Source organism: Thermocatellispora tengchongensis (assembly GCF_014202315.1).
In the GTDB taxonomy this organism is placed as follows: Bacteria; Actinomycetota; Actinomycetes; order Streptosporangiales; family Streptosporangiaceae; genus Thermocatellispora; species Thermocatellispora tengchongensis.
The window spans coordinates 199,565-224,729 of the sequence record NZ_JACHGN010000004.1 but is presented as its reverse complement, the minus strand read 5'-3'; the positions used below and the strand labels follow the sequence as shown (position 1 = coordinate 224,729).

Annotated in this window: 24 protein-coding genes; 9 read left to right on the top strand and 15 right to left on the bottom strand. The window is 72.1% G+C overall.

All coding sequences use genetic code 11. From position 1 onward, the window contains the following. Positions 1-4: 4 nt before the first annotated feature. The 8 genes from HNP84_RS10400 to HNP84_RS10365 form a co-directional block, all read right to left on the bottom strand. Entirely contained in the window at positions 5-1,084 is a 1,080-nt protein-coding gene (locus HNP84_RS10400) for an ABC transporter ATP-binding protein (protein ID WP_185049337.1), read from the bottom strand. Next, a complete protein-coding gene (locus HNP84_RS10395) occupies positions 1,077-2,831 on the bottom strand; it encodes an ABC transporter permease (RefSeq protein WP_185049335.1) in 1,755 nt (584 codons plus the stop codon). The genes HNP84_RS10400 and HNP84_RS10395 overlap by 8 nt, the downstream gene beginning before the upstream one ends. Further along, positions 2,828-3,940, bottom strand: a complete 1,113-nt coding sequence (locus tag HNP84_RS10390) for an ABC transporter substrate-binding protein (protein ID WP_185049333.1) — start codon at positions 3,938-3,940, stop codon at positions 2,828-2,830. Before HNP84_RS10390 ends, HNP84_RS10395 begins: the two co-directional genes overlap by 4 nt. A 267-nt stretch (positions 3,941-4,207) precedes the next feature. After that, entirely contained in the window at positions 4,208-5,911 is a 1,704-nt protein-coding gene (locus HNP84_RS10385) for an FAD-binding dehydrogenase (RefSeq protein ID WP_185049331.1), read from the bottom strand. After that, the gene (locus HNP84_RS10380; RefSeq protein WP_185049329.1) at positions 5,904-6,266 is read right to left on the bottom strand and encodes a DUF4387 domain-containing protein; all 363 of its coding nucleotides are present in this window, start codon (positions 6,264-6,266) and stop codon (positions 5,904-5,906) included. Before HNP84_RS10380 ends, HNP84_RS10385 begins: the two co-directional genes overlap by 8 nt. Further along, entirely contained in the window at positions 6,259-7,641 is a 1,383-nt protein-coding gene (locus tag HNP84_RS10375) for an acyclic terpene utilization AtuA family protein (RefSeq protein ID WP_185049326.1), read from the bottom strand. Before HNP84_RS10375 ends, HNP84_RS10380 begins: the two co-directional genes overlap by 8 nt. A 51-nt stretch (positions 7,642-7,692) precedes the next feature. Next, positions 7,693-8,760, bottom strand: a complete 1,068-nt coding sequence (locus HNP84_RS10370; protein ID WP_185049324.1) for a tartrate dehydrogenase — start codon at positions 8,758-8,760, stop codon at positions 7,693-7,695. Further along, the gene (locus tag HNP84_RS10365; RefSeq protein ID WP_221336111.1) at positions 8,757-9,740 is read right to left on the bottom strand and encodes a phosphoglycerate dehydrogenase; all 984 of its coding nucleotides are present in this window, start codon (positions 9,738-9,740) and stop codon (positions 8,757-8,759) included. The genes HNP84_RS10370 and HNP84_RS10365 overlap by 4 nt, the downstream gene beginning before the upstream one ends. 107 nt (positions 9,741-9,847) lie before the next feature. Between HNP84_RS10365 and HNP84_RS10360 the strand changes: the two genes are divergently transcribed. Then, positions 9,848-10,588 carry a GntR family transcriptional regulator gene (locus HNP84_RS10360; RefSeq protein WP_185049322.1) on the top strand — a complete coding sequence of 247 codons (741 nt, stop codon included), beginning with the start codon at positions 9,848-9,850 and terminating at the stop codon, positions 10,586-10,588. Between the two features lie 10 nt (positions 10,589-10,598). Here HNP84_RS10360 and HNP84_RS10355 read toward each other — a convergent pair whose 3' ends face one another. The 6 genes from HNP84_RS10355 to HNP84_RS10330 form a co-directional block, all read right to left on the bottom strand. Next, entirely contained in the window at positions 10,599-11,447 is an 849-nt protein-coding gene (locus HNP84_RS10355; RefSeq protein WP_185049320.1) for an ABC transporter ATP-binding protein, read from the bottom strand. After that, positions 11,444-12,514 (bottom strand): FecCD family ABC transporter permease, encoded by a 1,071-nt coding sequence (locus HNP84_RS10350; RefSeq protein WP_185049727.1) that lies wholly within the window; start codon positions 12,512-12,514, stop codon positions 11,444-11,446. Before HNP84_RS10350 ends, HNP84_RS10355 begins: the two co-directional genes overlap by 4 nt. 41 nt (positions 12,515-12,555) lie before the next feature. Beyond that, a complete protein-coding gene (locus HNP84_RS10345; RefSeq protein ID WP_185049318.1) occupies positions 12,556-13,602 on the bottom strand; it encodes a FecCD family ABC transporter permease in 1,047 nt (348 codons plus the stop codon). Beyond that, positions 13,599-14,648 (bottom strand): iron-siderophore ABC transporter substrate-binding protein, encoded by a 1,050-nt coding sequence (locus HNP84_RS10340; RefSeq protein WP_185049316.1) that lies wholly within the window; start codon positions 14,646-14,648, stop codon positions 13,599-13,601. Before HNP84_RS10340 ends, HNP84_RS10345 begins: the two co-directional genes overlap by 4 nt. 221 nt (positions 14,649-14,869) lie before the next feature. Next, the gene (locus HNP84_RS10335; protein WP_185049314.1) at positions 14,870-15,643 is read right to left on the bottom strand and encodes a helix-turn-helix transcriptional regulator; all 774 of its coding nucleotides are present in this window, start codon (positions 15,641-15,643) and stop codon (positions 14,870-14,872) included. A 182-nt stretch (positions 15,644-15,825) separates the two neighbouring features. Then, on the bottom strand, positions 15,826-18,081 hold the full coding sequence (locus HNP84_RS10330; protein WP_185049312.1) for an esterase-like activity of phytase family protein: 2,256 nt from the start codon (positions 18,079-18,081) through the stop codon (positions 15,826-15,828). A 276-nt stretch (positions 18,082-18,357) separates the two neighbouring features. Between HNP84_RS10330 and HNP84_RS10325 the strand changes: the two genes are divergently transcribed. Beyond that, the gene (locus HNP84_RS10325) at positions 18,358-19,278 is read left to right on the top strand and encodes a DNA-processing protein DprA (protein WP_185049311.1); all 921 of its coding nucleotides are present in this window, start codon (positions 18,358-18,360) and stop codon (positions 19,276-19,278) included. 175 nt (positions 19,279-19,453) lie between these two features. Next, on the top strand, positions 19,454-20,011 hold the full coding sequence (locus HNP84_RS10320) for a hypothetical protein (protein WP_185049309.1): 558 nt from the start codon (positions 19,454-19,456) through the stop codon (positions 20,009-20,011). Positions 20,012-20,037: 26 nt separating this feature from the next. On the opposite strand, the gene HNP84_RS10315 is transcribed toward HNP84_RS10320, so the two are convergent. After that, positions 20,038-20,544, bottom strand: a complete 507-nt coding sequence (locus HNP84_RS10315) for a DinB family protein (protein ID WP_185049307.1) — start codon at positions 20,542-20,544, stop codon at positions 20,038-20,040. A gap of 61 nt (positions 20,545-20,605) precedes the next feature. Between HNP84_RS10315 and HNP84_RS10310 the strand changes: the two genes are divergently transcribed. The 6 genes from HNP84_RS10310 to HNP84_RS54825 all read left to right on the top strand — a co-directional run bounded on the left by HNP84_RS10310 (position 20,606) and on the right by HNP84_RS54825 (position 25,130). After that, positions 20,606-21,190, top strand: a complete 585-nt coding sequence (locus HNP84_RS10310; RefSeq protein WP_185049305.1) for a helix-turn-helix domain-containing protein — start codon at positions 20,606-20,608, stop codon at positions 21,188-21,190. Continuing rightward, entirely contained in the window at positions 21,187-21,852 is a 666-nt protein-coding gene (locus HNP84_RS10305) for an SRPBCC family protein (RefSeq protein WP_185049303.1), read from the top strand. Before HNP84_RS10310 ends, HNP84_RS10305 begins: the two co-directional genes overlap by 4 nt. Next, positions 21,849-22,583 carry an SDR family oxidoreductase gene (locus HNP84_RS10300; RefSeq protein WP_312924294.1) on the top strand — a complete coding sequence of 245 codons (735 nt, stop codon included), beginning with the start codon at positions 21,849-21,851 and terminating at the stop codon, positions 22,581-22,583. The genes HNP84_RS10305 and HNP84_RS10300 overlap by 4 nt, the downstream gene beginning before the upstream one ends. Before the next feature lie 72 nt (positions 22,584-22,655). Beyond that, positions 22,656-22,934 (top strand): hypothetical protein, encoded by a 279-nt coding sequence (locus HNP84_RS10295; RefSeq protein ID WP_185049301.1) that lies wholly within the window; start codon positions 22,656-22,658, stop codon positions 22,932-22,934. Between the two features lie 277 nt (positions 22,935-23,211). Next, entirely contained in the window at positions 23,212-23,868 is a 657-nt protein-coding gene (locus HNP84_RS10290) for a response regulator (protein WP_185049300.1), read from the top strand. Further along, the gene (locus tag HNP84_RS54825) at positions 23,865-25,130 is read left to right on the top strand and encodes a sensor histidine kinase (RefSeq protein WP_221336110.1); all 1,266 of its coding nucleotides are present in this window, start codon (positions 23,865-23,867) and stop codon (positions 25,128-25,130) included. The genes HNP84_RS10290 and HNP84_RS54825 overlap by 4 nt, the downstream gene beginning before the upstream one ends. Positions 25,131-25,165 lie beyond the last annotated feature (35 nt).

Here is a 25,165-nt window from a genome sequence, read left to right as displayed (position 1 = left end):
CGGGTCAGGCGGGTCCGAAGACGCGGATCGCGTCCGGCGGGAGCTCGACGATCAGCTCGGAGCCGTGATCGACGGGCGCCAGCGTCCGGACCACCAGCTCACGCTCCCCGAGGTCCGCCACGTATCGGTAGTGGTCGCCGAGGAAGGCCCGCGAGCGGACCTTGACCGTCACCACATTGACCGCGTCCGCGGGAGCGCCGCTCGACGGGTGCACCACGATGCGCTCCGGGCGCACGGTGAGCCGCACGTCGCCATCGAGGCCCGCGCCGGCGGGAACGACGAGCGGCAGGCCCAGGCCGTCCAGCCACACCTGCGCGGTGCCGTTCGCGCCCGGCGCCGCGCGCCCCGGGAGCACGTTCACGGTCCCCACGAAGTCGGCGACGAACACATCGGCCGGCTCCTGGTAGATCTCCTCCGGGGTGCCGACCTGCCGGACCCGGCCCTGGTCCATGACCATGATCCGGTCGCTCATCGAGAGCGCCTCGTCCTGGTCGTGGGTCACGAAGACGGTGGTGACGCCGATCCGCTGCTGCAGCGCGCGCAGCCACTCCCGGGCGCGCTCCCGCAGCTTGGCGTCCAGGTTGGAGAACGGCTCGTCCAGCAGCAGCAGGTCGGGCGGGTACGCCAGCGCGCGGGCCAGCGCCACCCGCTGCTGCTGCCCGCCGCTGAGCTCGTGCGGGTAGCGGTGCTCCAGGTGCGCCAGCTCCACGAGCTCAAGCACCTCCCGGACCCGGGCCGCGCGGGCCGGGCGCCTCTCCTTGCGCAGTTTGAGCGGGTACGCGACGTTGTCGTGCACCGACAGGTGCGGCCAGACGGCGTAGGACTGGAACACCACGCCGCAGTTGCGGCGCTCGGGCGCCACGTCGATCCGGCCGCCGTCGAACACCACCCGGTCACCGAAGGCGATGGTCCCTCGGTCAGGCGAGTGCAGACCGGCGATCGACCACAGGGTCGTCGACTTGCCGCAACCGCTGGGACCGAGCAGCGTGAACAGCTCGCCGTCGCGTACGTGCAGGTCGAGGTCGTGGAGCACCACGTTGACACCGAAGCTCTTGGCGACCTTGGTCAGTGTCAGATCAGGCATGCGCCCGCACCCCCAGGAAGATTCGTCCGGCAGCGAGCACCGCGAGGGTGATGACCATCTGGATCACCCCGAAGGCGGCCACGGCGCCGCCGGTGCTCGTCGCCGCGAGTTGCAACATGGTCAGACCCATGACCGGTGTCCGGTCGGTGACCAGGAAAACGGCGGGGTCGGCGTCGTTGAGCATCGACACGAACAGCAGGACGAAGCACGCGGCCATGGCCGGGGCGCTCAGGCGGAGCACGACGCTCACCGAGGCCTGCCACCAGGTGGCCCCGGACGTACGGGCGGCGCGGTCGAGGTCCTCCCCGATCGCGGCCAGCGCCGGGTAGAACACGCCGTAGCCGAGCGCGAGGCTGCGTACGGCGAACGCGAGCCCGATCCCCCACAGGCTGCCGCGGACGGCGCCGCTCGGGTCGAGGATCGCGAACGACCAGAAGAACGCCATGCCGGTCACCAGTCCGGGCATCATCCGCGGCCACACCACCGCCTGCTGCAGCGATCCGCGGAACCGGAAGGCCGAGCGGTGGGCGACCACCGAGACGACGGCGATGGCCGCCGTCGCCAGCAGCCCGCCCACACCGGCGATGAGCAGGCTGTTCACGATCGACTCCGACCAGATCGGATTGCCGGCGATGGCCGCGAAGTTCGCGGTGGTCAGCACCGACCACGGCGTGATGTACGGGGTGAGGATGCTGGTGAAGGCCGACATGACGACACCGGCCAGCGGGACGACGACGAGCACCCCCAGCACGGTGGCGAACACGGCCGCCAGCGGCCAGCGGACGGGCCCGAGGTCCACCACCCGCGTCCCGGTGGCCTTCCCGGTGACCGTCGTGTACCGGGAGACGTCTCCGACGAGCCGGTTGCGGAGGACGAGAAGCCCGGAGACGCACAGGAGGAGGAAGACCGCGCCGGCGGACACGAGCCCCTGGTTCGGCGGCGCCGCGTTGATCCAGTTGTCGTACAGATAGGTCGACACGAACGTGATGTCGTTGGAGAACCCCAGGATCAGCGGCAGGCCCAGCACCTCGAAGGAGACCGCGAAGACCAGGAGCGCGGAGTTGAGGACGGCCGGCCGCAGCAGGGGCACGGTCACCGAGACCAGCGCCCGCAGCGGGTGCGCGCCGGCGCTGCGCGCCGCGTCCTCCAGCGCGGGGTCGATGGCGAGCACGGTGGTGCGGCAGAAGAGGAACACGGTCGGCGCGGCGACGGTGGTCGCCACCAGCGCCATGCCCGGCAGGGTGTACAGATCGACCGGGAACCAGAGCACCGTGTTGATCTCAAGCCAGGAGCTGACGTATCCGGACGGCGCCCACATCGCCATCCAGCCGACGATGAGCACGAGTCCGGGCAGCATGACCGGAAGGATGAGGACACCGGCGAACAGCCGGCGGAACGGCACGTTCGTACGGGTCAGGAGCACGGCCGCGCCCACGCCGAACAGCACGGACGACACCGTCGTGAGGGCGGCGAAGGCGGCGCTGTTACCCACCGCGCTCCACCAGGCCGGGTCCGTCAGGAGGTCGCGGAAGTTGCCGAGCGTGAGGTGACCGCCGGATCGGTAGAGCGGAGTCGACCAGAACGACGCCAGGGTGATCGGGACCACGGGGCCGACGACCACGACCAGGGTCACGATCCAGATCAGGTAGTGACCGGCGGTCGCCGGCACGAACCGGCGCCGCGGCCGGCGGGTGCGGCCCGACCCCGGAGCCGCCGCTCCGGGCCTCGGCTCTGCCGTGACCGTCATCGGCGGAAGGCCCTGTTGAAGCGGGCGACGATCTGGTCGCGCTCTTCGGCGAGCTTGGGGGAGAACGTTCCGATGGTGAGGTTCTCCTCGCCGACCGCGGCCTTGATCTGGGGCAGGCCGAAATCGCACCTGACCCCGTCGCGGTAGGGCGTGAAACCGCCCTGGCACGCGGCCTCCTGGCCCTCGACCGACAGCAGCCAGTTGACGAAGACCTTGGCCGCGTTCGGGTGCGCGGCCTCGGCGGTCACCCCGATGCCGCGCGGCAGCAAGGGGGTCCCGTCCTTGAGGTAGCTGTAGTTGACCACCTTGGCGACGTCACCGGTGATGAACGCCCGGACGGTGCCGGCGACGAAGAACTCCGCGGCGTACTGGCCCTGGGCGAGCTTGGTGACCAGCGGGCCGTTGTCCGACTCCACGGCGGCGTGAGCGCCGATCTTCTCCAGCGTGGCCCACCCGGCCTCGCCGTACTTGTCGAGGTACGCGCTGGTGGCCCCGAACTGGATGACGTTGCTGATGTCGGTCGTCGCGATCTTCCCGTCGAGCTGCCGGGCCATCGCCGCCAGCTCCACCAACGTGGTGGGCTGCTTCGACTCGGGGAGCAACGCCTTGTTGAACACCGCGACGACCGGATCCACCGACAGGGAGTAGACGCCCGGGCCCAGCAGGGCGTGCTCGGGCAGGTTCGGCGTGTTCGGGTCGGTGTAGTTCTCGACGTTGCCGTTCCGGATGAAGGACAGCCAGCTCACCGCGTCGCTGCTCATGATCGCGTCGGCCGACGTGCCCCCTGATGCCACCTCGGTCTCATACCGCTGGAACATCTCCCGGTTGCCGAGCGAAAGGCTCCGGACCGTGATGCCGGGGTGTGCCTTCTCGAACGCCTTCACCAGCGGCGCCATCTGCTGCTCTTCGCTGTTGGTGTAGATCAGGACCTCTCCCTCCTCGCGCGCCGCCTTGAGGGTGGCGGCGTCCACGGGGGTGACCGCCGAGGGCCGCCCGACGTCCGCCGTCGCCGCGGGCGTCGTGGCGGCGGTGTCACCGGCCGAGCTGCCGCACGCCGCGAGAGTCAGGGCGCAGGCGAACGCGAGGGGCAGAAACGCGGTCCTTCTCATGGTGTTCCTCGGGTTTTCGACGGCGAGGTCGCCGGGTCGGACTCGGAGGGCCGTGCAGACAGTCGGTCACGGTCGACTCACTGTGATACCCGCTATCTTGTGAATGCTATTGCAAAACTGTCAATAGTTGCAGAGTCCTTTTGCCATGGAACTTTCGGGGGTGCGGCTGCGGCGGCGGTGGCGACAGAAGGTGGAGCCGCTGTGGCGCTGTGTAACGGCGTGAGGGCGCACGAGGCGGCCCATCGCCGCCGATGGGCCGCCTGAGGGTCAGCCGATGGCGCGGGCCGCCGCGCGGCCGGCCACGCGGCCGGAGAAGAGGCAGCCCCCGAGGAACGTGCCCTCAAGGGCGTTGTAGCCCATCATCCCGCCGCCGCCGAACCCGTTGACCTCGCCCGCGGCGTAGAGCCCCGGGAAGGGGGTGCCGTCGGCGCGCAGGCATCGGCCGTCAAGGTCGGATTCGAGACCGCCGAGCGTCTTGCGCGACAGGATGTGCAGCCGGACGGCGATCAGCGGCCCGGCCTTCGGGTCGAGCAGCTTGTGCGGCGCCGCCACCCGGCTCAGCTTGTCGCCGCGGTAGTTGCGCGCGCCCCGGATCGCGGTAACCTGGGCGTCCTTGGTGAACGCGTTGTCGATCTCACGGTCGCGCGCCTCGATGAGGGACCGGAGCGTCGCCTCCTCGATCGGCGGCGCGTCCGGGTCGGCGAGCTTGTTCATGCCCGCGACCAGCTCGGTGAGATTCTCGGCGACGACGAAGTCGGCGCCGTGCCGCTTGAACGCCTCCACCGGGGCCGGCGCCCCGCCCCTGACGCGCGACAGGACGAGCCTGATGTCCTTGCCGGTGAGGTCGGGATTCTGCTCCGATCCGGAGAGCGCGAACTCCTTTTCGATGATCTTCTGGGTGAGCACGAACCACGAGTAGTCGTAGCCCGTCTGCCGCAGGTGGCGGAGAGTTCCCAAGGTGTCGAAGCCCGGGAAGCACGGTGCGGGCAGCCGCTTGCCCGTGGCGTCGAGCCAGAGCGACGAGGGGCCGGGGAGGATGCGGATGCCGTGGTCGTCCCAAATCGGGTCCCAGTTGCGCAGGCCCTCGACGTAGTGCCACATCCGGTCGGGGTTGATGACCCGAGCGCCGGCCGCCTCGGCGATCCCCAGCATCCGGCCGTCCACGTGCGCCGGTACCCCGGCCACCATCGTCCGCGGCGGCGGCCCGAGCCGGGCCGGCCAGACCTTGCGGACCAGGTCGAGATCGCCGCCGATGCCGCCGCTGGTGACGATCACGGCCTGGGCGCGCAGCTCGAAGTCGCCGATGGCGGTGCGCGACGTCGGGCGGCCACGGTCCGCGGACGTCGGCTCAAGCACCCGTCCGCGCACCCCGGCCACCGCGCCGCCCTCGATGACGAGACCATCGACCCGGTGGCGGAAGGCGAAGCGGAGCCGGCCGCGGTCGGCATGGGCGCGTACGCGGCGCTCGAAGGGCGCGACCACACCGGGTCCGGTCCCCCACGTGATGTGGAAGCGCGGGACGGAGTTGCCGTGGCCGTCGGCGCGGCCGTCGCCGCGCTCGGCCCAGCCCACCAGCGGGAAGACCCGGTGCCCCATCCCCCGGAGCCAGGCGCGCTTCTCGCCGGCCGCGAAGTCGACGTACGCCTCGGCCCACGCCCGGGGCCAGCGGTCCTCCTCGCGGTCGAACTGCGCGCTGCCGAGCCAGTCCTGCCAGGCCAGCTCGCGCGAGTCCCTGATGCCCATCCGGCGCTGCTCGGGGCTGTCCACGAAGAAGAGCCCGCCCAGGCTCCAGAACGCCTGCCCCCCGAGCGACTGCTCGCCCTCCTGCTCCACCAGGACGACCGAGCGGCCGGCGTCGGCGGCCTCGGCGGCCGCCACCAGGCCGGCGAGGCCGGCACCGACGACGATGATGTCGGCGTCGGCTGTGTGGGCGTCGGCTGTGTGGGCGTCGGCTGTGTCGGCGTCAGCCATGACGCACGCCCGGAGTCGTGCCCGGCAGGGGGAGCAGGGCGAGGGGGACGTGGTGCTGGCCGGCGTGCATGTCGCGGTCCCGCAGCGACCCCTGTGAGACGGGCCGCGGGAAGGAGATCTTGACGACGTTGAGCGACGGGATCCGGAACAACTGGATGGTGGCGGCGTCGATGCGGTAGAGCTCGGCGATCACATGCTCGTTGATGAACGTCTCGTCCGCCACGATCCGGTAGCCGTCCGCGTCCCGCATGAACAGCTCCATCGTCACCCAGAAGGGGCCGGCGTTCTTGGACCGGACCTCCAGCGCGAGGTCACCGACGGTGCTCGGAGGCGCCGCGGGAGTGGTGTCAGCCATGGTGGTTGTCTCCGTACTCGATCCGGAACATGCCGGTGGGCGTGATGCTCTCCACGACGTGGTTGAGCACGAACTCGTAGGCCGGGCCCCGCTCGACCTCCGCCGGCGAGAACGGGAACGCGAAGCTGGGCAGGTAGTGCATCTCGGGCATCGGCAGATGCAGCATCAGCGGGTTGGCGAGCTTCGCCACCGCCGTGGCCGTGGCCTGGTCCGGGGCGTTGACGAGGAGCATCACGCCCACCTCGCGCGGCGGGCCGGCGTCGGGCTCTAGGTCGTCCAGCACCGCGTTGTGGCCGTAGAGGCGCAGGTCGAAGGCGTACTCGTCGTCCGCGAGCCCCAGGGTCTGCCCCACCCGCCGCCGCAGATGCGTGCGCAGCAGATCCGCCCAGGACTCGATGCCGGCGAGAATGAGCGGATCGCGGACGGCGGTGAAGGACATGGTCTCGTAGCCCGTGACCCTGGCCCCCTCCAGCTTGATCGTGTGCCGGTCGGCGACGTGGAACCGCGATCCCTCCACCCGGACCCTGCGGTCGTCCACGGCGACGTACGTCGCCTCGCGCACGTCCAGGGTGCCGGCGGGCTCGCGCATCTCGAACGGGTTGACCGTCTCGTAGAGCATGTGGGCGGCGACGGTGTACGGCGTGCACGCGTTGCCCGGGTCGAGCGGCTCGATCGTGAACCCGCGCGCGTCGATCGTGGTGTACACCCCGCCCGCGCGTGGGTCCGTGGTGCACTGGCCGCCGCACTCGACGATCTTGGCGGCGTGCCAGCTCGGCCCGGCCGGCATCCCCTTCATCAGCGGGTACGCCGCCGCCACCGCCGTGTCGGTGGCGCGGCCCGCGAGCACGACCTGGGCGCCCGCCTCAAGCGCCTGGACGATCGGCTCGTGTCCCATCATCCCGACGATGTGGGTGCAGCTCTCCAGCGTCTCGGCCCGGAGCTCGCCCATGGGCGGCAGCGGGTGGATCCGGCCGGCGTCGAGGTGCTCCTTGAGGTCGGCCGGGTCCTGCTCGCTGTAGATCCGCGCGACCTTGAGGTCCAGGCCCTCCTCCGCCATGATCTCGCCGACCATGCCGGCGACCCAGTCCACGCCGCTGTCGGTGCCGCTGGTGCCGCACGAGCCGATGATCAAAGGCGCGTCCGCGCGGGCCGCCGCCCTGAGCAGGCTGCGCAGGTCGCGGGCCACGGCCTTCGCGGGCGTCTTCGCCGTCGCCGACCCGAGGTAGTACGGACCGGAGTCGGTGGACCCGCCGTCCACCGTGATCACGTCGATGCCGAGGGCCAGCCCGCGCTCGATCGTCGCCTCGTCCCATCCGGCGCCGAGCATGCCGACGGGCGTCATGATCCGGACGGAGCCGGCCGGTGTGTTGTCCATGGTTCGCTTCTTTCTGCGACGGGAGGGGTCGGATCGCCCGGCCTGCCGGCCTCACGCCGGCAGGGCCGCGAGGACCGCCTCGGTCATCTCCTGCGTGGTCGCGGTGCCGCCGAGGTCGGGGGTACGGACCGTACGGTCGGACAGGGTCCGCTCGATGCCGGTCAGAAGGGCGCGTGCGGCGTCCGCCTGGCCGAGGTGGTCGAGCATCAGCGAGGCGGACCAGAGCGCCCCGGCCGGGTTGGCGATCCCCCGGCCCGCGATGTCCGGAGCGGAGCCGTGCACGGGCTCGAACATCGACGGGAACGTCCGCTCCGGGTTGATGTTCGCGGAGGGGGCGATGCCGATGCCGCCCGCTATCGCGGCCGCCAGGTCGCTGAGGATGTCCCCGAACAGGTTGGACCCGACGATGACGTCGTACGCGCCGGGCGTCAGGACCAGCTTGGCGGCCAGGGCGTCGATGTGCTCCTGCCACCAGTCCACACCGGGGTGCTCGGCGGCGCGTTCGCGGACGATCTCGTCCCAGAACGGCATCGTGTGCACGATGCCGTTCGACTTGGTCGCCGAGGTCAGCCGGCCCCGTCGCGTGGCGGCCAGCTTGAACGCGTAGTCCACGATGCGCGTGACCCCGGGGCGGGTGAAGACGGCTTCCTGCACCGCCATCTCATCGGGAAACCCGCGGTTGAGCCGGCCGCCGATCTCGCTGTACTCGCCCTCGACGTTCTCCCGTACGACGACGAAGTCGACCCCCTCGGAGCCGCGCAGCGGCCCCGGCAGCCCCTCCATGACCTTGATCGGCCGGAGGTTGACGTATTGCCGGAACCCCCGCCGAATCGGGATGAGCAGCCCCCAGAGCGACACGTGGTCCGGCACACCGGGCCATCCGACGGCGCCCAGCAGGATCGCGTCGTGGCCGGAGATCATGTCGAGCCCGTTCCCGGGCATCATCCGGCCGGTCTCCAGGTAGCGCCGGCAGGACCAGTCGAAGTGGTCGAAGTGGAGCGAGAAGCCGAAGCGATCGGCCAGCGCCTTGAGCACCGTCAGCGCGGCCGGGATGACCTCGGTCCCGATCCCGTCGCCCGGGATGACCGCGATCCGGTACCCCGTGCTCGTGCTGCTCATGCCCGCACCGCCGCGGTCCGCGCCGCTTCCGGACGGGTGACCGCGAACCGGGGCGCGCCCTTGAGCGCGGCCACGAGCTCGGCGGCGCCCTCCAGCCCCGCGGCCCGGCGGGCCTCGGCCGACTGGCCCGCCAGGTGGGAGTACACCACGATCCCGTCCACGCCGCGCAGCGGGCTGTCCGCGGGCAGCGGCTCGACGCACACGACGTCCAACGCCGCGCCGGCGATCACACCGGAGCGCACGGCATCCACGAGCGCCTGTTCGTCCACGATCGGCCCGCGCGCGGTGTTCACGAGCACGGCGCCCGGCTTCATAAGCCGGAACGCCGCGGCGTCGAGCAGGCCGCGGGTCCGCTCGGTGAGCGCCGTGTGGACGGAGACGTAGTCGGAGGCGGCCAGGAGCTCGTCGAGCTCGACGAAGCGGACCGGCTCCTCGGACCGCTCGCCGGCGGGCACGCTCGTCCTGCACAGCACCGACATGCCGAACGCCCGCGCGAGCGGGACGACCGCCCGCGCGACGGCGCCGTACCCGATCAGGCCGAGCGTCGCGCCCCGCAGCTCGCGCCCGTCCTGGCGCGGCCACTCGCCGGCGGCGACGCCCGCGGCGCTCTGGACCAGGCGGCGGGCGGCGGCGAGGAGCAGCCCCATCGTGTACTCCGCCACCGCGTTGGCGTTGATGCCCGGGAGGTTGCTGACCGTGATGCCCAGCCGTGCGGCGGCATCGGTGTCGATGGAGTCGTACCCGGCCCCGGTGCGTACGATCACGCGCAACGACGTCGCCCGCGCGAGCACGTCGGCCGTCATCGGCTCGTTCGCGACCAGAGCCGCGTGGACGTCACGCAGCGCGGCTGCCAGCTCTTCCGGGTCGCGCCGCCCGCGCATCGGCAGGTGCACGGTTTCGTGTCCGTGCCGGCGCAGGTAGTGATCGACCTCGTCATCCGGCCGCAGATAGTCGGTGGTGATCAGGACGCGAGACACCATGTCCTTCCTGGAGCGTCGAGGGCGTGGCACCACACGCTACTTTTGCTATAGCAAGTCAGTCAAGCATTGCCTATGACGCTGCCATGGTGGGCGGCTATGCTACGGCTGTGGCCACCGAATCCCTCGCGACGCTCAGCACCGACACCCTCGCCGACCAGGCCTACCGGTCGGTAAGGGCCGCCATCGTCACCGGCGAGCTCCGGCCGGGGCAGAAGGTGACCGAGCGCGGGCTGGCCGAACGGCTCGCCGTCAGCCCGACACCGGTGCGTGAGGCGATCAGGCGGCTCGAACACGAGGGCCTTCTCGAACGCACCGGGCCCCGCACGGTCAAGGTCTCGACCATCGGCGACACCGCGCTGCAGGACCTCGCCGAAGTCGAGATCGCCCTGCGCGGCATGGTCGCCCGGTTCGCGGCCCGCCACGTCACGCCCGAGCAGCTCGACAATCTCGACGCCATCCTCGACGAGGCCGACGACCTGCTGATCCTCATCAAGCAGCGCCATGCGCAAGGCGCCCCGGTGACCCGGCACGTCAACCAGCTCCTGGACACGATGGAGCGGTTCAACGACGCCGTCAGCGCCTGTGCCGGCAATCCGGTCCTGGTGCGTCTGCTCGACCAGAGCCGGGTGTTCTCCCGCTCCGAGACCCGGGCCCGGCGTCTCGAACGCGTCGCCCAGGACCCGAACTTCGGTCTCGACCGCTACGCCAGCCACCGTGCGCTGGTCCGCGCGCTGCGCGCCGGCGACTCGGCGGCGGCGGAGGCGGTCGTCATGGAGGACGCCCGGGGCGGCCTGAACGCGCTGCTGTCCGGCCGCGACGGATCGGGGCCCGACCTGCCCCGCACCTGACGGTCCCCGCTCAGCGCGATGTCTCGGGCACTGGGTCCGGGGACGAGGCGGCTGCCTGGGGACGGACATGGTGGCGGCCGATGGGGAGCATCAGCGGGCGGCCGGAGACGGGGTCTTCGATGATGCGGCTGTCGAGGCCGAAGACCGTGCGGACGTTGTCCTCGGTGAGGACTTCGGCCGGGGTGCCGGAGGCGTGCAGGCGGCCGTCGGCGAGGGCGATGAGGTGATCGGCGTAGCGGGCGGCGAGGTTGAGGTCGTGCAGGACCATCACGATGGTGGTGCCGCGGGTGCGGTTCAGGTCGGTCAGCAGGTCCAGGACCTCGATCTGGTGGCTGGCGTCGAGGAAGGTGGTGGGCTCGTCGAGGAGGAGCAGGTCGGTCTGCTGGGCCAGCGCCATGGCGATCCAGACCCGCTGACGCTGCCCGCCGGACAGTTCGTCCACGGCGCGGCCGGCGAGGTCCGTCGTCCGGGTGGCCTCCAGGGCGGCCGCCACCGCGGCGTCGTCCTTGTCGTTCCAGCGCGAGAAGATCCCCTGGTGGGGGTGGCGGCCACGGCCGACGAGGTCGAGCACGGTGATGCCCTCGGGCGCGACCGGCGACTGAGGCAGCAGCCCGAGCGTGCGGGCCAGCTTCTTGGCGGGCATACGGTGCACCTCCTTGCCGTCCAGGACGACCCGGCCCTCGCGGGGGGCGAGCAGCCGCGACAGGGAGCGCAGGAGCGTCGACTTCCCGCAGGCGTTCGCGCCGACGATGACCGTGATCTCGCCGGGCGGCACGACCAGGTCGAGCGACTCGACGACGACGCGGTCGCCGTAGCCGAGCGTGACGCCCTCGGCCGCGAGGGAGTGGGACGCGGTCATAGTGAGCCTCCGGCCCGATGGGTGCGGACGATCAGGTAGACGAGGTACGGCGCCCCGAGGACGCCGGTGACGACGCCGACCGGGTAGCGGGTGTCGAAGGCGAACTGGCCGGTGAAGTCGGCGACGAGGACCAGGAGGGCGCCGACGAGGCCGGCGGGCACGAGCAGCGAGCCGCCCGCGCCGAGGAGCCGGGCCGCGATGGGGCCGGACAGGAACGCCACGAACGCGATCGGCCCGGCCGCCGCCGTGGCGAAGGCGATCAGGCCGACGGCGGCGACGATCACGGTGACCCGGGTGCGTTCGACGCGGACCCCGAGGGCGGAGGCGGTGTCGTCGCCGAGCTGCATCGCCGACAGGTTGCGCGCCCGGGACAGCAGGACGGGGGTGAGGACGGCCAGCGCGACGAGGGCGGGCAGGACCTGCTCCCAGGTCGTGCCGTTGAGGCTGCCGGTCAGCCAGCGCGTGGCCTCCTGGAGGTCCCATTCGGCGGCCTGCGACAGGACGTAGGCGGTGATGCTGTCCAGGATCGCGGAGATCCCGATGCCGATCAGGATCAGCCGCGTGCCGGCGACGCCGTCCCGGAACGCCAGGGTGTACACCAGCAGGGCGACGGCGAGGGCGGAGACGATGGCGAGGACCGACACCTGCGTACCGCCGAGGGACAGCGACACGATCGCGACGGCCGCGGCGGCGCTCGCCCCCGAGCTGATGCCGATGATGTCCGGGCTGGCCAGCGGGTTGCGGAGCATCGTCTGGAAGGTGACGCCGGCCAGGCCGAAGCTGAATCCCGCGATCACGGCGAGGACGGCCCGCGGCAGCCGGAGCCGTCCGACCGTGAAGGACGCCCCCGGGACCTGCTCGCCGAGGATCACGCGGAGCACGTCGCCGGGCGGGTAGAAGGTCTGCCCGGCCATCAGGGTCACGGCGAACCCGGCGACGACGAGCACCGCCAGCGTCAGGATGACCAGGCGGCGGCGGGAGGCGTTGCGGCGCCGGCCGCGGGCGACGGCCCGGACGACGGACGGCGGGGCGGCGGGGACGCCCGGGGCCTCCTTCGCCGGTTCGATGAGCAGGCCGCCGTGCCCGCCGGTTCGTTCGCTGCGCTCGGTCACAGGTCACGCACCTTCTGCCGGCGGACGATGTGGATGAAGAACGGGGCGCCGATCAGCGCCGTCACGATTCCCACCTCTACGTCCGCGGGGCGTGCCACCATGCGGCCGACGACGTCGGCGGCGGTGAGCAGCGAGGCGCCGGCCAGGGCGGAGAACGGCAGCAGCCAGCGGTGGTCCACGCCGACGAGCAGGCGGCAGGCGTGCGGGACGACGAGCCCGACGAAGCCGATCGGCCCGGCGACGGCCGTGGACGCGCCGCACAGCACGACGGCGCCGAGGGCGGCCGTGGCCCGGACGACGGCGACGCGCTCGCCGAGCCCGGCCGCGAGTTCGTCGCCCAGGGCGAGCGAGTTCAGCGCCCGCGCGGACAGCAGGCAGATGGCGAAGCCGACGGCGAGGAACGGCAGGATCTGCCCGATGCGCTCGTACGACGCGCCGCCCACGCCGCCGATCTGCCACAGCCGGAAGCCCCCGGCGATGTCGTTGCGGGGCAGGACGACGGCGCTGACGAGGGACGCGAAGGCCGCCGACGTGGCGGCGCCCGCGAGCGCGAGTTTGAGCGGCGTGGCCCCGCCGCGCCCGAGGGACCCGACGGTGTACACGAACGCGGCGGCGAGGGCGGCCCCCGCCATCGCGACCCAGATGTACCCGGTCGGCGACGTGAGCCCGAAGAACGCGACGGCGGTGACGACCGAGAGCGACGCGCCCATGTTGACGCCGAGGATGCCCGGGTCGGCCAGCGGGTTGCGGGTCACGCCCTGCATGACGCCGCCGGCCAGGCCGAGCGCGGCGCCGATGACCACCGCGAGCAGGGTGCGCGGTATCCGCTTGGTGACCGCCGCCTGTTCGAGGGAGCCGTCCACGCCGGCGAGCCCGGCCCAGACGTCGGACCAGGCGACGTCGCGCGAGCCGAGGGCGACGGAGGCCGTCATGAGCACGGCCAGGACCAGGACCGTGACGAGCAGCCACAGGATCCGGACACGCGCCGGACGCCGCACCACGAGGGCGGCGTCCGGCAGGCGATCGGTGCCGACCGACGTCACTTGACCTTGTCCGCGGCCTCGGCGAGCGCCTTGACGTAGTCCTCCAGCACCCACGAGATCGACAGCGGGGTCGGGTTCGCGGCGGTGCCCAGCGGCTTGCTGTCGGGCAGCAGGTACACCGAGCCGCGCTTGACGGCCGGGATCTTCGACAGCAGCGGGTCCTTGCTGATCTTGTCGAGCAGTTCGCCCTTCTCGTCGCCGTATCCGGTGATGATGTCGACGTCGTCGAACACGTCGATCTGCTCCGCGCTCCGGGTCAGGGCGAACTTGTCCGTGCCCTTGGACGCCTCGGCGATGCTGCCCGGGATCGTCAGCCCGAGGTCCTCGAAGAACAGCGTGCGGGTGTCGTGGGTGGTGTAGAAACCGATCTCGCTCACGTCGTTGGGGTCGACGTGCGTCATGAACATCGCCGACTTGCCCTTGAGCTGCGGGTACTTCGCGACGACCTGCTCGATGTCGCCCTCGATGCCGGCGATGAGCTTCTCACCCTCGGCGGCGAGCCCGATGGCCTTGCTGTTCATCCGGATGATCTCGCGCCACGGAGTCGCCCACGCCGCGTCGGGGTAGGCCACCACGGGCGCGATCTGGCTGAGGGTGTCGTAGTCCTGCTGGGTCAGGCCCGAATATGCGGCCAGGATCACGTCCGGCTTCGTGTCGGCGACGGCCTCGAAGTCGATGCCGTCGGTCTCGTCGAACAGGACGGGCGTCTTGGCGTTGAGCTCCTGCAGGCGCTCCTCGACCCAGGGCAGCAGCCCGTCGCCGTCGTCGTCGCCGAAGTTCGCGGCGGCCATGCCGACCGGGACGACGCCGAGGGCCAGCGGCGCTTCGTGGTTGGCCCAGTTGACCGTGGCCACCCGCTCCGGCTTCGCCTGGATCGTGGTCGTCCCGAGCGCGTGCTTGATCGTCATGGGGAAGGCGCTGGAGCCGCTGCCGCTCGCGGCGCTGCCCGGGTTCTCGGCCGGGGTCTCCGCCTTGCCGCCGCAGGCCGCGAGGCCCAGCAGGACGGCCGCGACGGCGAGGATGCGAAGGCTGCGTGGACGCTTCAATCCGTACTCCACTTTCGAAGTTCCGCTGGTGCCGGCCCTCGCACGTCTGGATCGCGGTATGCGTCCGTGGAGCGGTGCACCGTACTGCGGCAAGCTCCCGCACTGTTAGGTAAGGCTTGCCTTTCCTGCACCTTAAGAGAAATGACTGACTTGTCGCAATCAATCGTTTGAGACACCCGTTGTCGCGATCGGGACACGGCGAAGCGCGGGCGTCCCGAGCCTCAGCGCGCCCGGAACGCCCCCGGGGTCAGTCCGGTCGTCCGCCGGAAGGCCGCGCCGAACGCGCTCGCCGACCGGTAGCCGACCTCCTCGGCCACGGCCTCGACCTCCCAGCCCCTCGCGAGCAGCGCGACCGCGTGCTGGGCGCGCACCGCCGCGACCCAGCGCGCGAAGCTGGTGCCCGTCTCGGCGTTGAAGGCGCGGGTGATCGTACGGGCGCTCACGCCCAGGTGGGAGGCCCAGTCGGTCAGAGTGCGCGGATCGCCGGGATTCTCGCGGAGCGCGTCGGCGATCGGGCGCAGCAGGTCGGAGGCCGGCACGTGCAGGAGCAACTCGCGCGAGGAGGGGGTGAGCACGTCGAGCACCATCGCCTCGGTCACCGCCCGCGAGTGAGAGGACAGCTCGGTATCGGCGAGCCGCTCCAGCAGCAGCCGTAGCAGCGGGGTGATCTCGACGCCGACGGGCGTCGGGGAGATCGAGGTCATGGTGCCGAAGCCGAAGAAGTTGGCGCGGCACCAGGTCCCGGCGACCGCCAGGCCGGAGTGCAGCGTGCCCGCGGGCATCCACAGGCCCAGGGTGGGGGTCACCGTCCAGACCCGCGCCCCCACCACGGCCGTGGACGCGCCCCGCTCGTTCCACAGCAGCTCGTGGAAGGGGTGGGAGTGCTCGTTCCATGCGGTGTCGTGGGCGAAGTCCTCACTCCAGCTCACGATCGCGAACGGCATCTCGACCGGCCCCGCCGCGAGAGCGGGCAGCGTGCGGGTCACTCTGGCCATGGGAGGACACGGTCGGTCATGGGAGGACACGGTCGGTCATGGGAGGACACGGTCGGTCATGGGAGGACACAGTGCGGCACGAGCGGCATGCCACTCACCCTAGTACCGCCCTGATCGGTCGCCCACAGCCGAACGCCCCCACCGGTTTCGGCCGGTGAGGGCGCCGGCTCGGGGCGGGGCCGTCAGTCGCGCAGGCCCGGCACGTCGATGACGATCACTTCGGTGTCGTCGGCCCGGCCCGGGATGCGGCCGTCGTTGCCCGGGAAGTTGTTGTCGTTGGCGACCACGACCCGGTCGCCGTGCAGCGGCAGCACCGACTCGACCGACTGGAGCGGGAACGAGAACAGCGGGCCGACTCCGTACTCGCCGGGGCGGGCCGGGGTGGAGACGCCCTTCGGGTCGGCGATGCGGAGCAGGTCCACCGCGGTGCGGCGCGGCAGGACGCCGTCCTGCCCGGCGGCGTCGAGGTCGGTGACGACCAGCCGCTTGATCCTGGCGCTCGGGCCCATGTCGTTGTCCCGCTCGATCAGCAGCAGCTTGCGGTCGTCGAGCACCGCCGCGTCGCCGACGACGAGCGCCGGGTCGTCCACCCGGAAGGTCCAGGTGCGGCCGGTGTAGGCGCCGGCGCGTACGTCGAACTCGTACACGACGCGGCGCCGCTGGTCGGCGTCGCCGACCTTGGCGCCCTCCAGGATCGGGTAGAGGGTCCAGCCGTCCTCGCTGACCGCCATGGCCTCGAAGCCCCGGCTGGCCGGGAGCGTGGCGCTCTCGCCGGGGGCCAGGTCGGGCGACTGGGGCGACTTGGTGCCGTCGGGCAGCGGGATCGGCGCCTGGAGCACCTTGCCGGTGCGGTCGGTGTGCACCAGGTACGGCCCGAACTCCTCGCCGATCCACAGGTGGCCGCGCGCGTCCCAGGCCAGCGACTCGATGTCGAAGTCGGCGCCGGTCAGCAGCCGGTCACGGGTGTCCTGGTTGACGATCGGGAACGGCACCTTGCGGTCGGGGTCGCGGAAGCCGATGTGGCCGCGCACGTCGATCTCGCCGGTGCGGTAGTCCGGCTCGATGACGTACGCCCGCAGCAGGAAGTCGGCGGAGTTGTTCTTCGCCCCGAAGCCGTTGTCGGGCATCGCGAGCAGGCGGTCGGTGGAACGGGAGTGCGGGGTGGCCGGGATGACCGCGGAGAAGCCGGGGATCGGCTGGCCCTGGAACGGCGGCGTGACCCCGTTGACGGTGGTGGGCGGCAACTGGGTGCCCGACACCGGGCCCGGCTGGTAGTCGGTCGCGGACAGCAGCGCGCGGGCGGTCAGCCGCGCTTCGCCGGGCAGCCGGACGCTGAGCGCGTACACGCGGGTGGTCTGCGCCGCGTTGTTGTTGTCGTCGGACACGAGGTAGAGCGCGCGGCGGTCGCCGCCGAGCCGCCCGCCCAGCGCCATGCCCTCGATGTTGTCCAGCAGCGGGTTCGGCTGGGGCTGCTTGGCCGTCGCCCCCGACGGCGGGCAGTCCACCAGGTCCACCAGCAACTGCTTGCCGAGCCAGGCGCGCGGGTCGGTCAGCGTGGCGAGCGACTCGACGCCGGAGACGTCCGGCGCACCGGTGGCCGAGACCCGATAGACCCGCACCGTGTTGCCCACCCCGGCCGTGAAGCCGCGCTCCAGGGCCAGCAACTGGCCGTCGCCGAGCGCCACCAGCTCGACGAGCCCGAGCCCGGCGTCGGTGCGGTAGGCGTACTGCGCGGCGGGGGCGTAGACGCCGCCCGGCCTGCCCTCGTACTTCAGAATGCGCTGCAGGCCCCGGCCCGCGGCGTCGCGGCCATCGGCCGACAGCGGCCCCTCCATGCCGGCGTACAGCACCCGGCCGTCGGGCGTGGCCGCCAGCGACTCGAAGGTCTGGTTGACCGCCGCCTGGCCCGCCGGGGTGACCCGGAACCGATCCGGCACGCCGAACTCGGCGACCTGCCGCCCGTCCGACAGCCGGAACCGGCGGATCGACGGCTCGGTCTCGGAGCTCGCCAGCACGCTGCGGCCACCGCGCTCGACGACGAGCCCTTCGCCGTCGAAGTCGGCGCCGGTGTACGGCGTGCCGTCCGGCCGCCGCAGCGTGGTCATGCCACGCACCTCGGCCGAGAGCGGCTGCTTCCGGCCGCTGCCGATCGCGAGATCGTACAGGCGGGCCGGGGTCGTGCCGATGTTGTCCGTCAGCGCCAGGGCCCGCGACGGCCCGGTCAGCGCGAGAGCGGACAGACCGGCCACGGCCGTGCCCTGGTACGTGGTCTTGTCCAGGCTGTCGGTGAACCCGAGCAGGGACGCGCCGGCCGAGCAGCGCGCGCCGGCGTCGGGCGTGGAACGGCTCGGTGCGGTCGCGCCGGCTGGGGCGGCCACACCGAGGACGGCGATGGCCGCCGCCGCGATGGCCAGCGCGGGCCGCCGTGTGCTGCGCACAAGTACCTCCGGGGAAAGTCGTGGTGCTCGCTCCCGGCGATCGAAGTGCCCGCATCCCGCCAACGCAGAACCGGACACAGAACACGTAATGAACAGATGTTGTATCTGTGGCGATCAGCGCTGGATCCTTAGTGGAGGGCCGAGGTCTGCCACGTCGGATGGCGTTCCTCGCGCTGCGCCGAAGCGATCAGCGTTAGTGTTTCGAACTGTTCGAATTCGCGGCCCTGGTCGCGGTATCGTGAGGCCGTGGGATCCCGCATGGGTAACATCGCTGGCATGCCATTGGAGCTGCGTGAACGTGCCGCGCTCGTGGCGCTGCTCCAGCGTCCCGGTGCGAAATGGGGCGAGGTCGCCCTGTCGGTCTTGGAGCGGGGGAGCGCGGTCGCCGTGCTCGCCGAGGCGATGCGGGTCCAAGAGGCGCTGTTCGCGGAGGCCGATCCCATGGAATCGGCGATCGAGGAGGCCGGGCGGGCGCTGGCGGAGTGGGAGGCCGCGGGTATCGGCGTGCACACCTGCCTGGATGAGCGATACCCGAGCCGGCTGCGAAGCATTCACCAGATGCCGCCGATCCTGTTCTCTCGCGGGCGGTTGGCTGCCGACCAGCGGGCGATTGCCGTGGTGGGGACCAGGCAGGCCAGCGATAACGGGCTGCGGATCGCCTCGGCGGTCGCGCGGGAGCTCGCGCTCAACGACGTGACCGTGGTGAGCGGGCTGGCCAAGGGGATCGACACGGCGGCACACTGCGCTGCTCTGGAGGCGGGCGGCCGTACGGTGGCGGTCATCGGGACCGGGATCAACAAGTTCTATCCAGCGCAAAACCGGGCGCTGCAGGAGAGGATCGCCCGAGACGGTCTGCTGATCAGCCAGTTCTGGCCGGACACTCCGCCCAACCAGCGCAACTTCCCGATGCGCAACGCGGTGATGAGCGGCTACGCGGCGGCCACGGTGGTGGTGGAGGCGCCCTGGAAGAGCGGGGCGCGTATCCAGGCGAGGCTGGCGCTGGAGCATGGCCGCCCGGTGGTGATGCCGGATCAACTGCTGGAGCATGACTGGGCGCGCGAGTATGCGGAAAAGCCCGGTGTTCACGTTGTTTCCGGTCTGCGGGAACTGCTCGCCGTTGTGGAACAATTGATCGCGGAACTCAACGCAGGCCCCGACTCGCTTCCGGAGATCTCCGCCCTTGTCTGGAGCAGTTGACCCGTGGAATGCAGTACGCCGGCGTGTCGCTCAGCAAGCTCACTATCTGCGCAACCCACTCGATCCCGCACCCGGCGTCTGCTACGTCTGCCGGGGGCCCTCGGGAGCCGAGTGGAGTCGCTGCTACACATGCGATCAACACCTCCGGGCGGCGCGGGCAGGTGCGGCTGACGCGGTGGTGCCGATCTCGTATGCGGTCAAGGGGCAGCAGCATGCCCACGCGCTCGCGGCGTACAAGTCGGCATTCCCTTCCCGAGATATCCAGACCAATCTCCTCACCCTGCTGCTGGTCTTCCTGACGGACCACTACGGGTGCGTCGCCAGGGCCGCTCACGCCGACCAGGTGACGCACGCGGCGGTAGTCCCCAGCACCAGGGGGCGTCCCGGCCCGCATCCGCTGCGTGCCCTGATCGGGGATCGGATGCGGTTTCCGTGGGTGCCGCTGATCGCAAATACCGAGATATCGCCTGATCTGCGGGAGTTTCACCCGGACCGGTTCAGGGTCAATGCGGGGGATCTCGACGGTGCCTGTGTACTGCTCCTGGACGACACCTGGACCACGGGCGCCCGCGTGCAGTCAGCGGCGTACGCGTTGAAGCGGGCGGGCGCGGTCAAAGTCGCGGTCGTGGTGTTAGGCCGGCACGTGAATCCGGGGTATGCGGGGTGGAAGCCGATCCTTGATGCGATCAAGGACCGGCCGTACCAACAGAAGGTCTGCGCGGTTCACGCGTGATGACGGGGCCGGAGTGGTCCATGGGTTCAGGCGCCGACGGTGCCGTCGATGCCTTCGCGGAGGAGGTCGGCGTGGCCGTTGTGGCGCGCGTACTCGTGGATCAGGTGCAGCATCACCATGCGCAGTGAGACGTCCTTTCCCCATCGGGCCTGGTGGCCGATGACGTCGAGCGACTCGGCCTCGGCCTCGATGCGGCGTGAGTGGGCGACCTCGGCCTCCCAGGCGGTGAACGCCTCCTCCCGGGTGCACCCGGTCGCGTCGTAGGCGGCCTGGTAGTCCCCGGTGTCCGACCAGACCAGGGGAACGTCCTCCCGGTTGATGGTCCTGCGGAACCAGGCGCGCTCCACCTCGGCCATGTGCCGTACCAGCCCGAGCAGCGACAACGAGGAGGGCGGCATGGAGCGCCGCCGCAGTTCGTCGTCGGTCAGCCCGTCGCACTTCATGGCCAGGGTGGCCCGGTGGTAGTCGAGGTGGGCGCGCAGCATCTCCCGCTCTCCGGCGATGAGCGGCGGCCCGATTCTCCGCGTGGTCACTTCGCGTTCCTATCACAGGGCGTTATTGACAAATGCGTTTGTCCAATGTGAGGCTGCGGGCATGGCGGGTGTGGTCGAGGTCGTACGCGGTGAGGGCCGGCTGCGAGGTGGGCTGTCGCCGTTGCGGCGCAGGCTGCTGGAGGAGCTGCGGGAGCCGGCCTCGGCGAGCGCGCTGGCCGAGCGGCTGGGGGAGAAGCGGCAGCGGGTCAACTACCACCTGCGGGAGCTGGAGAAGAGCGGGCTGGTCGAGCTGGTCGAGCTGCGGCCCCGGCGCGGCTTCACCGAGCGGGTGGTGCGGGCGACCGCGCGGGCGGTCGTGGTGCAGCCCGAGGTGGCCGGCGATCTGGAGGGCGTGAGCCAGGACCGGTTCGCGGTGGACATGCTGCTCGCCGCGGCGGCACGCACGCTCGGCGACGTCGCGGCCATGCGGGAGCGGGCCGAGGCGGCGGGCAAGCGGCTGGTCACGTTCACCATCGAGGCCGATGTCGGCTTCGAGCGGCCCGCCGACATCGAGCGGTTCGCCGCGGAGCTGACCGAGCTGGTCGCGGGGCTGGCGGAGAAGTACGAGTCGGGGCGCGACCGGCATCGATACCGGATCGTCGTCGGAGGGCATCCGGCCGGGCGACGAAGCGAGGAGGAGTCATGAGCGATCCCAGGCCCTTCCAGGTCGAGGTGGGCATCGGCGTGCCGCGGGAGGAGGTGTGGCGGGCCGTCACCGAGCCGGAGCGCATCCGGGAGTGGTTCGGGTGGGACTACGACGGGCTGGAGGACGAGATCCGGCTCATCTTCGGCGAGCACGCCCGGCCGGTGCCGCCCGACCGGATCGAGTTCGGGGACCAGCGGTTCGAGCTGCTCTCCGACGGCGCGCGGCGCACGATCGTACGCGCGATCATGCCCGGTTCGCTGGACGACGCCGACTGGGACGACGTCTACGACGAGTTGGAGGAGGGCTGGCGCACCTTCCTGGAGCAGCTCCGGTTCCGGCTGGAGGTCCACCCGGGCGAGCACGAGCGGCGGCGTACGCTCCGGCTGGCCGGCACCGCGGCCGGCGGGGCCGTGATCCAGGCGCTGGCCGCGCTCGGGACCAAGGAGGTCTGGCACGACAGCCTCCGCCAGCACATGGTCGTCGATCGCGAGGGGTTCCTGGCCGGGGTCGCCGCGCAACGGCCGCTCGCCGACCCCCAGGCGGGCCCACTGGCCGTGACGGTTACGGCGTACGGGCTGGGCGAGGGCGAGTTCGCCGAGGTCAGGGAGCGCTGGAGCGCGTGGTGGCGGGGCCTGGTGCCCGACGGGACGGTGGCCCCGTGAGCGTGCTGGCCGGCAAGACGGCGCTGGTCACCGGCGGGTCGCGCGGGATCGGGCGGGCGATCGTGGAGCGGCTGGCCGAGGACGGCGCGGAGGTCGTCTTCGGCTACCGCAGCGCCCGCGAGGCCGCCGAGGAGGTGGAGGCGGCCGCCAAGGGCCGCGCGTACGCGGTGCGGGCCGACCAGGGCGATCCGGCCGAGGTGCGCCGCCTGTTCCACGAGGCCGAGGAACGCCTCGGCGGCCTGGACATCCTGGTCAACAACGCCGCGATCAACCCGACCGCGCCCATCGCCGAGTTCACCGACGACGACTTCGACCGGATCATGGCGGTCAACGCCAAGGCGGTGTTCGTCGCCATCCGGCTCGCCGCCACCCGGCTGCGCGACGGCGGCCGGATCGTGAACGTCTCCACGCTGAACACCGTCCTGCCCGCCCCCGGCGTCAGCCTGTACGCCGCGAGCAAGGCGGCGGTGGAGCAGGTCGGCGCGGTCGCGGCCAAGGAGCTGGGCGGGCGCGGCATCACGGTGAACACGGTCGCCCCCGGCGCGGTGGACACCGACGCGCTGCGGGCGGTCAACACGCCGGAGCAGGTCGCGCAGTGCGTGGCGTTCACCGCGCTGGGCCGCCTCGGCGAGCCGGCCGACATCGCCGCCGTCGTGTCCTTCCTGGCCGGCCCCGACGGCCGCTGGATCACCGGCCAGACCATCCGGGCGACCGGCGGGTACGTCCTGTGAGCACCGGAACGAACCGGGGCATCGCGCCCGGCGTCCTACCCGCGTAGGGCACGACGCTCCGGGGAGGCCGGGTTGAGGGAAGACGACCGCTGGAAGGTCCTGATCGAGGAGCTGGAGGGGAGCGAGCGGGAGTGGCGGCTCACCCAGGTCACCGCCGCCGGGCCGGAGCGCGCGGGGGCGGTCGGGCTGGCCGAGCAGATGGCGCGTACGTACGTTCCGCGGCATCCGTGGTCCCCGCGGCGCCGCCACCTCTACCGCGTGGGCGAGGGCACCTGGCTGGTGGAGGTGGAAGGGGCCACGCGCGACTTCCACTTCCGCGTCACGCTCGCGGAGTACGTGGAGACGATATAACCCCATAGGGGTTATAGTTGGGGGTATGTGGGCGATGCGCGTGCTCCGGGTGGCGATCGTGGTCCTCGTCGTGGCGGGGGCGCTGCTGGGCGCGGCGTGCTGACCGCGCGGTCGGCTCACCAGCGCTGACGGCGCACCGGGCGCACCGCCGTACGGGGGAGGCCGCCTCCGCCGTACGGCGGAGACCGGGGGCGCGCGGCTCCGCGTCCCGGCTGTCGCGGGCGCGTCCGAGGGCCGGATAGGGTCGGGCCGTGCTCGCGCCCGGACGGAACCCCCGATGACGATCAGGCTGGTCATCGCCGATGACCACGCCATGATCCGGGCGGGGCTGCGGCTGGTCGCGGAGAACGCGCACGGCATCGAGGTGGTCGGCGAGGCGGCCGACGGCGGCGAGGCCGTGGCCGTCACCCGGCGCGAGCGTCCGGACGTCCTGCTGCTGGACCTCGCGATGCCGGACGTGGACGGCCTGGAGGCCGCCCGCACGCTGCTCGCCGGCCCCGCGCCGCCCAGGATCGTGATGCTGACGACGTTCGGCAGCGACGAGAACCTGCACCGCGCGCTGCGTACCGGCGTCAACGGGTTCCTGCTGAAGAGTTCACCGCCCGAGCACCTCATCGAGGCGATCCGGGTCGCGGCGGCGGGCGACGGCCTCATCGACCCGGCGGTCACGATGCGGGTGGTCGCCTCCTTCGCCGCGCGGCCGGTGCTCGCGCCGCCGCCGGAGCTGGACACGCTCACCGAGCGCGAGCGCGACGTGCTGCACCTGCTGGCGCGCGGGCTGTCCAACCGCGAGATCGCCGCCGAGGCCGGCGTCGGGGAGGCCACGGTGCGCACCCACGTCGCGCAGATCCTGCGCAAACTGGGGCTCCGCGACCGGGTGCAGGCGGTGGTCCTGGCCTACGAGTCCGGCATCGTCCGCCCGGGGGAGCCGTGACCGCCCCGCGCCGGTGGTGGCCGAGCCGGATGGACGTCCTGCTCGCCCTGGCCGTGGCGGTGGCGGGGCAGGTGGAGTCGTTCGGGCGGCAGGGCCCGGAGCCGGGCCAGATCCACCATCCGGTGCCGCTCGCGGTGGGCGCCGTCGCGGCCGGCGCGCTGCTGGTGGTGCGCCGCAGGTTCCCGGCGGGCGCGCTGCTGGCGCTGGTGGCGACAGGCATCGGGGTGCGGGCCGTCACGGGCGGCCTGTACTACCCGGCCTGGCACTTCTACTCCCTGCTGATCCTGGTGCACACCGTGGCGGGCGCGGCGGAGCTGCGCAGCCGGCGCGGGGCGGCCGGCCTCGCCTGCGTGGTGCTCGCCTACGTCTGCCTGCAGACGTTCCAGTACAACGACCTGGCGGAGGTGCTGATCAGCGCGATCTTCGTCGGCGTCGCGTACGCCAGTGGCATCCTGCTGCGCCGCCAGATCGACCAGACGCGGCGCCTGGCCGGGCAGGCCGCCCGGCTGGAGGTCGAGCGCGAGGAGCGCGCCCGGCGGGCCGTGGCCGAGGAGCGGGCCAGGATCGCCCGCGAGCTGCACGACATCGTCTCGCACAACGTCAGCCTGATGACGCTCAACGCGGGCGGGGTGCGGATGATGCTGGGCGAGGAGGCGCGGCGCGAGCGCGAGCTGCTGCTCGGCGTCGAGCGGGCGGGCCGCGAGGCGGTGGAGGAGCTGCGGCTCATGCTGGGCATGCTCCGCGATCCCGGCGGGACGGGCGTCGAGCCGCCGCCGGCCGGGCTGGACCGCCTGGACGCGCTGGTCGCGCAGGTCGAGGCCGCCGGTGTGGCGTGCCGCGTACGGGTGGAGGGCGAGCCCCGGCCGCTGCCGCCGGGGCTCGGCCTGTCGGCGTACCGGGTGATCCAGGAGGCGGTGACCAACGCGCTGAAGCACGCCCGCGCCGGGCGGATCGACGTCACCGTCACCCACGCGCACGCGGCGCTGACCCTGGAGGTCGCCGACGACGGCGCCGGCGGGCAGGACACGGGCGGCGGGCAGGGCACGGGCGGCGGGCAGGACAGGGGCGGCGGGCAGGGCACGGGACACGGGACGGGACACGGCCTGATCGGGATGCGCGAGCGGGTCGCGATGCACGGCGGCGAGCTGACGGCGGGCCCGGCTCGGCGCGGCTATCTCGTACGCGCCCGGTTCCCGCTCGGCCCGTCGGCGGAGACGGGGTCGGCCGGCGGACGGACGACCGGCGCGGCAGGCCCGGCCTAGCGTCCACTCCTGCACTTCGTCGTCAGGGAGGACGC